A 12,817-nucleotide genomic window follows, 5' to 3' on the forward strand; every position below is an offset into this window, starting at 1 on the left:
TTTCGGCGGGCTTTGCCCGCCGAAATTATTATTGCTTTATCACTTTTTTGTTTTCCAAACTGAGATTCAGAAGAGCATGAAAAGCTTCTTCCATCTCATCAGAAGCTCTGCATATAGCATTTTCGAGCATTTTTCTTATCTGAATTTCGGTTACTTTAGCTTCCGTCCAGCTTTTCCCCGAAGTATGAGAATTTAAAATAAAGGGCATTATTCTGTCTATTGCACAGGCAAAAATAGCATCCGGAGTTTTCTCCTCTTCAAACTCCAGCCAGAGATTATAAAATTCTGAACGGATGGGTTCGTCTAAAATTCCAAAAATATTCTGTGCAGAAAGCTTTTCTCTTTCAAATTTGCCAATCATAGCAGCTTCATCAAAAAGAAAAGTATCTCCGGCTTCAATCTCCACCAAATCATGAATAGAAAGCATTCTTATTACTCTCAACAAATCTATATCTGCTCTATTTTTTGCATAAGGATAAAGAATCTGAGCCAAAATAATAATCTGCCAAGAATGTTCTGCCGTATTTTCCCTTCGCGAATCGTCTGCATTATAATTTCTGCGCTGAACATTTTTTAATGCATCTACTGCAATAATAAAATCGATTTCTTTCTGAATTTTCATCCCACAAAATTAAGAATTCCTATTTATTTTGAACAAAACGATCTACTTAGATTTTATCAACACAATGAAAATTTAATGCTCAATTCATATATTTTTTTAAAACCAAAAGTATATTTAAATTTAAATTAATGATTATCAAATACTTAAATTTAATTTAAAATTTATTTTACTACTTTGTATTGCATAATACCATTTTAATTACATATCTTTGTAATATAAAATCAGAATAGATTCATTAGCTGAGAATTTTTTTCTGAAATAATGATAACAAATTAACAAAACCAATTAACAATGAATACCGAAAATACCAAAGCGCAAATGCGAAAAGGGATTCTGGAATTCTGTATTTTAAGCCTCATCAATCATCGTGAAATGTATGTTTCGGATTTGATAGATGAATTAAAAAAAGGAAAACTGGATGTAGTGGAAGGAACCCTCTACCCTCTTCTTACAAGATTGAAAAACGGAGAATTTCTCTCCTACAGATGGGAAGAATCTACAGGAGGACCTCCCAGAAAATACTATCAGATCACAGAAAAAGGCAAAATGTTTTTATCCGAACTGCAAAACACCTGGAAAGAACTTACAGATTCTGTAAACCAAATCACTCAAAAAAATTAAAAACAAACGCTATGAACAAGACACTCTCAATAGGACTCGCAGGTTTTTCTTTTACCATAGAAGAACATGCATATATTAAGCTCAGCGATTACTTAAATGCTCTGAGAAGCTCATTAGACGCTTCCGAAGCAGATGAAGTAATGCACGATATAGAAATAAGAATGGTAGAAATCTTCAAAGAAACTTTGAATAGACGAGAAGTAATTAATGATGCGGATGTAGAAAAAGTTATTGCTCAGATTGGTTCTCCAGAAAAAATTGAAGAGCAGGAAGAAGCATACTATTCAGAAAAAAATTCTAAGAAAAGCAGTTCAGGAACTTATTATTCTGACAAGAGACAATTATTCCGCGATCCTGAAAACCAAAAAATTGCCGGTGTTTGTGCGGGTTTAGCAGCATATTCCGGAATGGATATTACCTGGATGAGACTTATCTGGGTTGGAGCATTCATTTTTCTTTGGGTAGCTCCTGGATCTTCTTTATTAGTGATTGTTTTGTACTTCATTCTTTGGGCAGTTTTACCAAAAGCAGAAACCGCATCCGATTTTTTGAAAATGAAAGGTAAACCTCTGAATTTTGATAATCTAAAGGAAGAATCTAGTAAAATTGTACAGTTTGCCAATGAAACAACTGCAAGAGCAGGCGAAATTTATAACGAAAATAAGCCATACATAAACAATGCAGGGAGCGGAATATGGAATGTTCTAAAATACATTATCGGAATTTTCTTCGCCATAATGGCAGTAAGCAGCATAATAGGAGTATTTGTAGTTTTCGGGCTATTTGGAATTGATTCAAACTTTCCCGGTGCAAACGAAATGAGATTCTTTTTTGATGACAATGGTCTGTACAATGTTTTGGCAGCAATAATTATTATAGGATCTTTAATTCCTGCAATATTATTTACGTTACTGAGTATTAAAATTTTCTCTCCTAAAACAAAACTGAGAAATATCGGATGGGTTGTTGGAGCACTATTTCTTGCAGTAATAGGATTATCTACCTACTTCGGAATAAGTATGGCAAAAAGAGATATGCTTTTTACAGGACATAAAGAAGACACCGAAGAAATTGCGATTAATACCAAATCTGATACTCTTTTTGTTGATGTAAAACAAATTACCATTCCTCAGAATTTTATTGGATATGATGATGATTTATACTCAGACAAAAATTATGTTTACAAAAAAGACTGGGTAGAGGTAAATGTTATTCGTAAAGCAGATATAAAAACACCTTACCTTGTTATTAAAAAAGAAGCAAAAGGCTATAATATTCCGCTTAATGTAAATGTACCGATAGAAATAAGCAATAATAAAGTTATTCTTCCAAACTACGTAAAATACCCATACGATCATCGTTTCAGAAAATATCATATAGACTATGAATTGGTAGTTCCTCAGAATATGGTTGTTATTTCATTAAAAAAAGATGATATTGATTTGAGCAATGGAGAACAGGACATTGAAAATCATGAAGATGAGGATGAATATGAAAATGTGATAAAAATAAACGGATCTACCATACAATACAATCCGGATGATAAGGACAGCGTAATCATTAACGGAAAAAAATACCCTAAAGACGAAGCAAAGAAAATAACCGATACCGTGAAGATGAATGTGGGTAAAATAAAAAATATGGACATTAAAATTAAAGACGGCAAAAAAGAACTATCTATTAAAACCAAATAATTAAAGGCTAGAGAGTGATGAAGGTGTGAACGTAAGACAACCGTTTGAAATTCACACCCTTCTTCTCTCAAAAAAAAGATATTTTTTTTAACAAAAAGTGTTTTATTACAGAAAATATTCTTATATTCGTACTTTAAAATCGTTAAATTTTAAACAAAAATAAATCATGGTACAGGTAGTTTTAGAAATCGCCGTAAAAATTGCAGATTTTATCAGCAGTTTATTTTAAGAGCCACAATAAATCAATATATTTGTAGAGTATAACCATTATTTGGTTATACTTTTTTGTTTTAAACTTAGATAAAAATGAAGAAACTGATAGGCAAATTAGTGCTGAAATTAATGGGTTGGAAAGTAGAACTTCAGGGAGATGTTAATAATCTTAACCGATGTATTCTTGTAGTGGCTCCGCACACCCATAACATGGAATATCTTTTGGGAAATCTTGCTTATTGGTCTTTAGGAAAAAAGCTTAAAATTATCATTAAAGACGCACATACAAAAGCTTGGTACGGTGCCATTGTAAGAGGATTAGGAGGAATTGGGATAGACAGAAGCCAAAAAAATGATTTGGTAAATTTTGTGGCAAAACAGTTTGCAAAAGAAGATTTCAGTCTGGTAATTACTCCGGAAGGTACAAGAAGCTGGGTTCCAAAATGGAGAAAAGGCTTTTATCACATGGCATTGGCTGCAAAAGTTCCTATTGTATTGGCTGCAGGCGATTTTAAACGTAATACAGTTTTTCTGGGATACAAAATTCCTTACGAAAGACTGGAAACTGCAAGCTTTTCCGAAATTATGCAGGAAATACAGGATTATTATATAAAATATGATATTACTCCAAAAATCGCAGCCAACTGGAATCCCAATATCATGGGCACAGAACACGAAGCTACAAATAAAGAAAATTAGTAATATTATTTCATCATCATTTATAAAAACATGGACTTAGAAAATAAATCTAAAGAAGAAATTCTTGAATTTTTAAACAATTGGGGCGGAGGAATTACACTGGCTAAAACTCTGGAAATAAAATTCACAGATATTGATCTGGAAAACGAAACACTTACCGCAATAATGCCAGTACAGCCAAAAGTTCATCAGCCTTTTGGGATTTTACACGGCGGAGCGAGTTGTGTTTTGGCAGAAACTTTAGGTTCTAGCCTGTCTAATCTCTTTATTGATGGCAGCAAATATTATGGCGTAGGAACAAACATCAATTCTAACCATTTGAGAAGTAAAAAAGACGGCATCGTAACGGCTGTTGCAAGATTTATCCGAAAAGGTAAAACTATGCATGTTTCTGAAATCGAAATACGCGATGAGAAAAACCAGCTAATTAACCATACAACCATGACGAATAATATTATCAACAGATAATTTAAAAACTTTAAAGACTCAAACACCGAGTCTTTTTTTGTATGAAATTGAATTGTTAATCAAATTAATTCTCAATTCAATTAAAAATGATACTTTAAAACCTAAAATACCTTTGCCAAAAGGATTTTCCAATTATCTCTTATGTTAATGGAAATTCTTTAGCAATGCATTGATTTATGATTTACTTCCAGTTTCCTTTTGATGAAAAAATATACTCCGTTACCCAAAATTCTGAAGATCATCCCATAGAATTTCATTCGTTCGATAATTCAGAAATCAAAAAATTTGAAGGAACCCTTACGGAAATACATGCTCAGGAATTCGAAAAACTTAATATAGATTCTTCTATTCTTCTCCATGAGGAACAAGAATATACTGCAGAAAATCAGGAAGAATATATTCAAAAATTAAATGAAGTAATTGAGATAATTAAAGAAAATAATCTCCCCAAGCTTGTTTTGTCTAGAAGAAAGATTATTAGGGATTTTCGAATAATAGATTTGAAAAAAAGCTTTTCAAATCTTTGCAAAAATTACCCAAATGCCTTTAAATATTTCTTTTTTGATGGTAAAGAATGTTGGATTGGTGCATTCTCTGAAGTTTTAGGAAAATTCAATAAAACCACTCAGGAATTTGAAACCATGAGTCTTGCAGGAACCATTGCAGTAAATGAAAACTGGTCGCACAAAGAAATTGAAGAGCAGAAACCTGTATCCGACTATATCAGATCAATCCTCGAAAACTACGACACTCAAAATACATTAAAAGAGTCTGAAACCTACGATCATATTTCGGGAAATATTAAACATCTTAAAACAGATTTTCGATTAAAAATAAATCCGGATCAATTAGATTCAATTATATCAGAACTCCACCCTACTCCCGCCGTTTGTGGAATTCCAAAAGATTTCTGCAAAAATGAAATTCAAAAAACAGAAAAATTTCCTCGAGAACTTTATGCCGGATGTATTAAAATTGAAAATCATACCCACATCAGTTATTTCGTGAATCTTAGGTGTGCAAAACTTTACAAAAATGCAGTTCATCTTTTTGTAGGCGGAGGAATTACTTCCGAAAGTTCGCCAGAAAAGGAATGGATAGAAACAGAACTTAAATCTGAAGCCGTGCTGAAAAATCTTTCTTTCGATTAAAACAAAAATCCTCTTTCAAATCACTGAAAGAGGATTATATTTTTAAATAGTATACATTATTGCTTCTTTAATCCTATTTTGCTCCAGGTATTGAGTACAAAAAGCAGGATTAAGCCCAAAACTGCACATAGAATTGAAAATACAAATTTAAGATTATCTTCAGATAAAACTTCAGATCTCCAGTCTAATGCATATAAATTAACAGCAATAAAAACGATAAACAGTACCAAAAATACTTTATAAAACTTCTGCATGATTATTAAAAATTAAAATAATTCTGTACAAGCTGTGCAAAATTAGCGGTGAACAATTTTATTGAAATTGCCAGCAAAATGATCCCGAAAACTTTCTGAAGAATTGCCAAAGAAGCTTCTCCCATTTTCATCTCAATCCACTTAGCAGATTTCAGCACCAAATATACGAAAATTGTATTGAGAATAATACCGCAAATAATGTTAATATCATGAAATTCTGCACGTAAAGACAAAGTAGTCGTTAATGTACCCGCACCCGCAACTAAAGGAAATGCAATGGGAACAATAGAGGCAGATTTCGCTTCTGTAGTTTTATTAATTTCAATTCCTAAAATCATTTCCAAAGCAATAATAAAGATTACAAAAGCACCGGCAATGGCAAATGAATTAACATCTACACCAATAAATTTAAGAATTTTATTCCCTACAAAAAGAAAGACTATCATAATAAGCCCCGCCGTAACCGAAGCTCTTCCTGCTTCAATCTGACCGAACTTTTGTTGCAGACTTACTACAATAGGAACAGAACCTATAATATCTATTACCGCAAACAATACCATAAAACTGGTAAAAACCTCTTTAATTGCAAAACCGTTGAAAACCTCCATACCTTTACGATTATTAATTTCGCAAAAATATAAATAAAAAATGACTATTTACTAATCAAACTGTATAATTTAACAACATCTGTAAGTATATTCGCAATAGAATCTTCTGATGTAAGAGGAGAATATTTCTCGATTTGAATTTTTTGCTGAAGTTCCTGATACTGTTCTGCCACAGAACGTCCTTTATCTCTTTCCAGAAAAACAACAAAATCCTGCTTTGAACTTTGAAAATACTGGCTTCTCACTTCGTGATCCAATTCATCGACTGTCTGAAAAAATTTCGAATAATTGCCAAAAGTTTTAAGATTTTCTAAATATGCAAAATAATCTGATACATCTGTTTTCAGACTTTCCCGAATCTCAGCTTCAGTTTCTGCAACAGATCCCAAATCTTTACCAACTAATTTTTCTTTAACAATAAAACGTTTTTTCTGCCAATTTTTGAAACCGAAATACATAATAATCAAACTCAAAAATAGCCCAACATTTATAAAAAATACATTCCAGTTTAGTTTGCTTTTTTCCTTAACTTTAAAAGAAGTTGTTTTCAGAACGGGGCTATCTACTGTTTCAAGGAAAGTATTGGTATATTCGTTCACCTTTTCTACAGTAGATTTAGATTCTAAAACCTCATCGTGCGAAAAGGCAGTTATTGCCATTTTTTTCTCGCCTAAATCTGTGTATTCTTTATTTCTTGGGTCAAAAAATGAAAACGACTCGGTTTTAACAACAAAATCTCCTGCTTTTTTAGGAATTACAACATATTTTGCCAGGATTTCACCTTTCATGCCTGTTTTTCCGGGACGTACAAAAGACGAAATTTTGGGAGCAAATACCTCATAAAAAGGTGAAACTTCTATTTTAGGAAGCGACAAATCGGCTAAATTTCCTTCGCCAGAAACTTTCACCGTAACATTAAAGGGCTTTTGGACTTCAATTTTTTCTTTAGAATTATGAAAAACATCTACCTTAAAATTTCCCACCGCATTTTTAAAAGATTCGGGAGAACCTTCCGGAAGTTTTTTAACGTTAAGCTTTACTTTATTAGATACTATGGAATTTTTACTGGCGAATGTATTTACAGATGCCGAAACAGCCGGTACTTCAACATACCCGGATTCGTTGGGAAAAACCATAAAAACAGCCAAAACCTGCGATGCCATGTTGGCGTATCCATTAGGATCTATTTCTGATCTTTTTAAACTGACAGGGTGTACATTGATATTTTCCTGATTGGGAAGTTTTATATTTTTTACTTTTCTGAGGTGATCCATATTTTTAGAATACACTCTCAATACAGCAATTGTCGGCTGATCCTGGTAAACTTCTCTGTCCTCAATTTCCATATTGAGATACACATCGTTACTGATATTTGAAGCTGTTTTTTTCTCTACATCTCTAATGAAAATATTGAAAGGCTCAGTTTTATATATCTTATTATTGATGTTAACCAGTACAGAACCAATTTTAATTTTACCTTTCTGCTTCGGTTCTAATGCTATTCTGGTTACATATTGTTTAACAAACTGATCTTCAGAAGAATTAGCTCCTGCTTCTACAAAACTCTGGCTGTAAGAACCATTGCCTATCATATTGAATTTAGACAAATCCGGAAGCATTATTTTACTTTGCTGAACAAGATTATCGCCATTCAGCTGTAGAATAATGGTAAGATTTACAATTTCGTTCCCGTTATAATCTGTTTTATCAGGCTTCATCTTGAGATCAACCTGTCCGTAAGAAATTACAGATATAAGGGTAAAAATCGCGTAAATAATTTTTTGCTTCATCACCAATCTTTCTCGTTGCTTGCAGGCGGAGAATAAGATTTATTGTTTAAAATTCTTCTGGCAGTGCGTTTTTCTCTGCCGTCTATACTGTCTAAAATTGCTTTCTGTAAATCTTTTGGAAGTTTACCTTGATTTCCGTTTCCTTTAGGCTTTTGATCTTCGCCTTTACTTTGCTGAGGACCATTTCCCTTATCTTTCTTCTTATCTTTAGAATCTCCCTTTTCGCCCTTATTTTTATCTTCTCCCTCTCCACTTTTTCCCTGAGAATTGTTTTTATCTCCACTGTTACGCTGTTGTTCTTTCAGCTTCAACTTGGCAATTTCATAATTTTTTCTTGTGGCTTCATTGTAGGGATCTTGTTTAAGAGACTGCTTATAATAATCGGCAGCTTTTTCGGCTTCATTCATCTGCATCATGGTATTTCCTAAGTTATGCAGTACAGCAGCTTTATCGGGCAAAGTACGAGAAAGTTTCTCGGCTTTAGAATATTCTTCTTTTGCTTCCTGATATTTTTGCTTTTTATATAACGCATTCCCAAGATTATAATGAGCAGTAAAATCTTTTGCATTAGATTTTATTGCTTCCATGAATTTGGAAGAAGCTCCATCGAAATCATTCCCTTTAAATTTTTGATTTCCTTCGAATACTAATGTTCTGTAATTTTCCTGTCCGAAAATAAAACCCGAAAATAAAAAAGACATTATAAACGCTGAAAATAAAAATTTAGTATTCATCCCTTGCAAAATTATCTCTTTAAATGTTAATAAACAGCGTTTTAATTGTTAAAATTGGGTTAAAGTGAATACAGATTTATTTAAGACTAAATATTGAAATCTCTTTTCGGATTAAAAATAAAAATAATCATGAAAATGAGTATTGAAACGGCTAGAGAATATTGATAATAATGATTTGCATTCCTGGAATTTACCTCGGTATCTGTTGACGACATTTTTTTACTCAACTCCTCAGCAATTCTTTTGGGAGCATCTTTCATATTGTTTCCGTCGATATAGTTTCCTCCGGTAGATGCAGCCATTTTTTTAAGAGCATCTGTCTGTCTTTTAGAAATAACCGTTTCTCCGTTTGCATCTAATTTATAACCTTCAAGCTGCCCGAATTCATACACAGGAACCGGCGCTCCTTCATCTGTCCCAATACCTACTGAAGTAATGCTAATTCCTTCTGAATTGGCAAGTCTTATCGCTGCATTGTCATTACCTTCATTGTCTTCACCATCACTAATAAGAACTACTTTTCTTGATCCTTTACTGATATTTTTAAATTTTGAAACAGTAACTTCCATTGCCTTAAGAAAATCGGTTCCCTGAATGGTAATATTATCCGTCTGCAAATCTGAAATATAAGTTTCCACAGAATTATAATCGGTAGTTAATGGCATTACAGAGACGGCTTCTCCTGCAAAAATTACGATTCCTATCTTATCATTCTTCAGTTCTTTAATCGTATTGATGATGATATTTTTCGCTTGTGTAAGACGATCCGGATCGATATCTTCCGCATTCATAGAATTGGAAACATCCATCACGAACATCACATTGTTCATTTTCTGTACAGACTTAATTTTCTCGAAACCACTGAGAATATCTATTATTGAAAGTACAAGAAAAAATACAGCTAAAATATACAGAACAGGAAAAAACTTGCTGAAAGACGTGTTTTTTTCAAATAAATTTTGATGAAATTTAGATTCTGCAAAGAGTTTCCGTTTATTTTTTTTCCAGCCAAGATACTTCACAATTACCCATGCTAAAAGAGGTAAGACCAAGAGCAAAAGTAAATACCAATTATTTCCTAAATACCAGTTCATCAGCTTAAAAATTTATAAAGTATCCAACGTAACACTGCATCTAAAATAAGGACTCCAAAAGCTATCCAGAGAAAAATCCTGAAATGCTCTTCATAATTATAATTTTTTGTAACCTTAAGATCTGTTTTCTCGAGTTTATTAATATCAGAATAGATTTCCTGTAGTTTATTTTCAGAATCCGCACGATAGTATTTTCCTCCTGTTGTTGCAGCAATTTCCTTTAAAGTATCTTCATCAATAGAAACCTGCTGTTCGGTGTAATAAAATCCGAATTCATCATAGTTATAAGGCATAAGCGCATATCCATTGGTTCCTATCCCGATGCAATAAACTTTGATATTGTTATCTTTTGCAAGAATAGCCGCAACCTGAGGCGGAAACAATCCGTTTAGTTTATTGCTTACGCCATCCGTCATTAAAATCACCACTTTGCTTTTGGCTTTACTTTTCACCAAATGATTTACCGCAACAGCCAACCCGTCTCCCACAGAAGTTCCGTCCATCATTTCTCTTTGGTTGAGATTTTCTATTTCATGGATAACGGCATTATGATCAAAAGTTAAAGGAACTTTCAAAAAGGCTTCCATTTTATAATTAACCAATCCAAATCGGTCATTGGGGCGTTTTCTAATAAAATCTACCGCAATATTTTTTAGAACAGAATATCGATCGGGTTCAAAATCTTTAGAAAACATACTCAGCGAAACATCTACCGCAAGCATAATATCCACACCTTTGGTTTCGTCTCTCTCCTGAGATACAGAAAACGTTCTCGGTCTCGCCATTGCAATAATAAGTGCCGAAAGTATAATGTATTTGGAGATTTTCAGGAAAGAAAGAACCGGTAAGATACGGTTGTTCTCATCCATATTCTGAATGGTGGGAACTTTAACTCCTTTTCTTTTTTTCTGGCTGAAATCTCTGAATAATAACGGAAGAAAAACCAAAAACAGCAGAAAAAACCACGGACTGTAAAATTCGAAATCTAAATTAAACATCTTTTCTCAGGTTTTCGAATTCAATATCTTTGGATGAACGCTTCACCCAATCTCTTATTTCTCCAAAATCTTTCTGCATAAGTTCCTGATCGGGAAAGGTTTTTGCAAATTTCACCAAATCGCCTCGTAAAAATACATCTTCCACAATTTTTTCATTTTCCGGAGAAATGGTGTTGTTCTGTTTCATTAAAGAAATCAGATCATCTGTAAGCAAAACATCTGCGGGAATATTGTATTGTTTAGTAATGAATTTTCTGGAAATATCAATTAATTCCACATAAAAAGATCGGTAATTTCCTTCTTCAATGTATTTTTTCTTCTTCAAAGAATCCAGTTCTCTTAAAGTTTGGTTGGTAGCGACAATTGCAGGATCTTTGCTTTTTCTTCCGTATTTTAACAAGATTACCACAGCAATAATTAATGCAATAAAAGCCAAAGCTGATAAAACATACCATTTGTATAAATCCCAATAATCTGCAGCTTCAAGATTGACTTCTTTATTATTCATTATATCATTAATCTGATCTTCTTTTTTGGCAGTATTAATGACCTCAACTTCGTAAGGAATGGTTTTGAGAATTTTATCTCCTACTTTGAATTCAAGCTCGGGTATTTTAAAATTTCCTTCTTCATAAACAGCAAATTCTACAATTCTTTCATAACTGGAAGAATTTATCCCTATGCTGTCTTTTACTTCTTCAAAATGAAAAGGCAGAAGCTCGTTTTTTTGAGCAGCAATTACAGATTTGCTTCTTAAATTATCAATTTTTATAACCAAGCGGTTCACTTCTCCCAAAGCCAGAGTTTTCTTCTCAAGATTTGAAGAAAGCAGCTGCGAAAACAAGTTTGCACAGATTAAAAATGACAGTAATAAAAATATTTTTTTCAATTTAATGTATCATTCTAGGTTGAAAAATGTAAGCTTAAAACTGAGCCCAACATTTTTTAATTGAATTATTTTCTTTGAAAGTAGTTGTATAATAATTTTGAATAATCTTCTCCCACGCTAACATTCACCAATTCTGCCGAAGATTTCGAAAAATCTTCTTCCACAATTCTGAGTTTCTGCTTCTGAGCTTCAGCAAAAGTATATCTCCATCTCGCGCTGGATGTATTCACCCATATTTTTTTTCCCGTTTCCGAATCATTCAGGAGAACGTACCCCACATCAGGAATCTCGTTATCTTTTTCATCATACACTCTCATTCCTAAAAGCTGATGTTTTTTGGAAGCCACACGAAGCGTTTTAGAATCGTAATCGTCTTCGAAATCCGACAGCAGAAAAACCAAAGATTTTCTTTTAAAAACACCCATCATATATTCTAAAGCTTTATCTACTTTTGAAACAGCTGGAACATACTCTGCCGTTAAAATATGACTGATAATAGATAAAATATGTTTTCTTCCTTTTCCCGGAGGCACTACTTTGTACACTTTATCTGCAAAAAGAATAAGACCAACTTTATCATTATTTCCTGCTGCAGAAAAACCAAGACTTGCGGCAATTTCAGCTACATATTCTCTTTTCAGTTGGGTTTTGGTTCCGTAATCCATAGAAGAAGAAATATCTACCAGAATAATCATGGTTAATTCTCTTTCTTCTTCCATTACTTTTACAAAAGGTTCCCGAAAACGAGCCGTTTTATTCCAGTCTATTCTTCGGATTTCGTCGCCAAACTGATAAGGACGAACTTCAGAAAACGTCATTCCCTGCCCTTTAAAAGCACTGTGATACTGCCCCATAAGCGAAGCTTCCGTTTTCTTTCTGGTACGGATTTCTATCTGCTTTACTTTTTTTACAATATCTTTTATCTGCATGACTTCAAATGTAAAACAATGTATAAGTTTATCAATATAACAATAAAAAAATG

At 33.0% G+C, this 12,817-nt stretch carries 14 protein-coding genes; 5 read left to right on the plus strand and 9 right to left on the minus strand.

The window, feature by feature from the left end:
* Window positions 1-28: 28 nt before the first annotated feature.
* Window positions 29-622 carry an HD family hydrolase gene (locus tag IV513_RS06200; protein ID WP_209389738.1) on the minus strand — a complete coding sequence of 198 codons (594 nt, stop codon included), beginning with the start codon at window positions 620-622 and terminating at the stop codon, window positions 29-31.
* A gap of 291 nt (window positions 623-913) precedes the next feature.
* Here IV513_RS06200 and IV513_RS06205 point away from each other — a divergent pair, with 291 nt between their 5' ends.
* The 5 genes from IV513_RS06205 (at window position 914) to IV513_RS06225 (ending at window position 5,468) form a co-directional block, all read left to right on the plus strand.
* A complete protein-coding gene (locus IV513_RS06205) occupies window positions 914-1,243 on the plus strand; it encodes a PadR family transcriptional regulator (protein WP_209389739.1) in 330 nt (109 codons plus the stop codon).
* 11 nt (window positions 1,244-1,254) lie between these two features.
* Window positions 1,255-2,937, plus strand: a complete 1,683-nt coding sequence (locus IV513_RS06210) for a PspC domain-containing protein (protein WP_209389740.1) — start codon at window positions 1,255-1,257, stop codon at window positions 2,935-2,937.
* Window positions 2,938-3,243: 306 nt separating this feature from the next.
* Window positions 3,244-3,849 carry a 1-acyl-sn-glycerol-3-phosphate acyltransferase gene (locus tag IV513_RS06215; protein WP_209389741.1) on the plus strand — a complete coding sequence of 202 codons (606 nt, stop codon included), beginning with the start codon at window positions 3,244-3,246 and terminating at the stop codon, window positions 3,847-3,849.
* A 30-nt stretch (window positions 3,850-3,879) separates the two neighbouring features.
* Window positions 3,880-4,317, plus strand: a complete 438-nt coding sequence (locus IV513_RS06220; protein WP_209389742.1) for a PaaI family thioesterase — start codon at window positions 3,880-3,882, stop codon at window positions 4,315-4,317.
* A gap of 176 nt (window positions 4,318-4,493) precedes the next feature.
* Entirely contained in the window at window positions 4,494-5,468 is a 975-nt protein-coding gene (locus IV513_RS06225) for a chorismate-binding protein (RefSeq protein ID WP_209389743.1), read from the plus strand.
* Window positions 5,469-5,524: 56 nt separating this feature from the next.
* Here the strand turns inward: IV513_RS06225 and IV513_RS06230 are convergent, their stop codons facing one another.
* The 8 genes from IV513_RS06230 to IV513_RS06265 form a co-directional block, all read right to left on the minus strand.
* Window positions 5,525-5,722: a hypothetical protein gene (locus IV513_RS06230; protein WP_209389744.1), complete on the minus strand. Its 198-nt coding sequence runs from the start codon at window positions 5,720-5,722 to the stop codon at window positions 5,525-5,527.
* Window positions 5,723-5,727: 5 nt separating this feature from the next.
* On the minus strand, window positions 5,728-6,330 hold the full coding sequence (locus IV513_RS06235) for a MarC family protein (protein WP_209389745.1): 603 nt from the start codon (window positions 6,328-6,330) through the stop codon (window positions 5,728-5,730).
* Between the two features lie 44 nt (window positions 6,331-6,374).
* Window positions 6,375-8,120, minus strand: coding sequence for a BatD family protein (locus tag IV513_RS06240; RefSeq protein WP_209389746.1), 1,746 nt, complete (start codon window positions 8,118-8,120; stop codon window positions 6,375-6,377).
* Window positions 8,120-8,821, minus strand: a complete 702-nt coding sequence (locus IV513_RS06245; RefSeq protein ID WP_245168877.1) for a tetratricopeptide repeat protein — start codon at window positions 8,819-8,821, stop codon at window positions 8,120-8,122. The genes IV513_RS06240 and IV513_RS06245 overlap by 1 nt, the downstream gene beginning before the upstream one ends.
* 119 nt (window positions 8,822-8,940) lie before the next feature.
* Complete coding sequence (locus IV513_RS06250) at window positions 8,941-9,948, minus strand: VWA domain-containing protein (RefSeq protein ID WP_209389748.1); 1,008 nt, start codon at window positions 9,946-9,948, stop codon at window positions 8,941-8,943.
* Window positions 9,948-10,946 (minus strand): VWA domain-containing protein, encoded by a 999-nt coding sequence (locus tag IV513_RS06255; RefSeq protein ID WP_209389749.1) that lies wholly within the window; start codon window positions 10,944-10,946, stop codon window positions 9,948-9,950. The genes IV513_RS06250 and IV513_RS06255 overlap by 1 nt, the downstream gene beginning before the upstream one ends.
* Complete coding sequence (locus IV513_RS06260) at window positions 10,939-11,835, minus strand: BatD family protein (RefSeq protein ID WP_209389750.1); 897 nt, start codon at window positions 11,833-11,835, stop codon at window positions 10,939-10,941. The genes IV513_RS06255 and IV513_RS06260 overlap by 8 nt, the downstream gene beginning before the upstream one ends.
* A 65-nt stretch (window positions 11,836-11,900) precedes the next feature.
* A complete protein-coding gene (locus IV513_RS06265) occupies window positions 11,901-12,764 on the minus strand; it encodes a DUF58 domain-containing protein (RefSeq protein WP_209389751.1) in 864 nt (287 codons plus the stop codon).
* Between the last annotated feature and the right edge of the window lie 53 nt (window positions 12,765-12,817).

It is taken from the genome of Chryseobacterium sp. RR2-3-20 (assembly GCF_017808115.1).
GTDB lineage: Bacteria > Bacteroidota > Bacteroidia > Flavobacteriales > Weeksellaceae > Chryseobacterium > Chryseobacterium oryzae.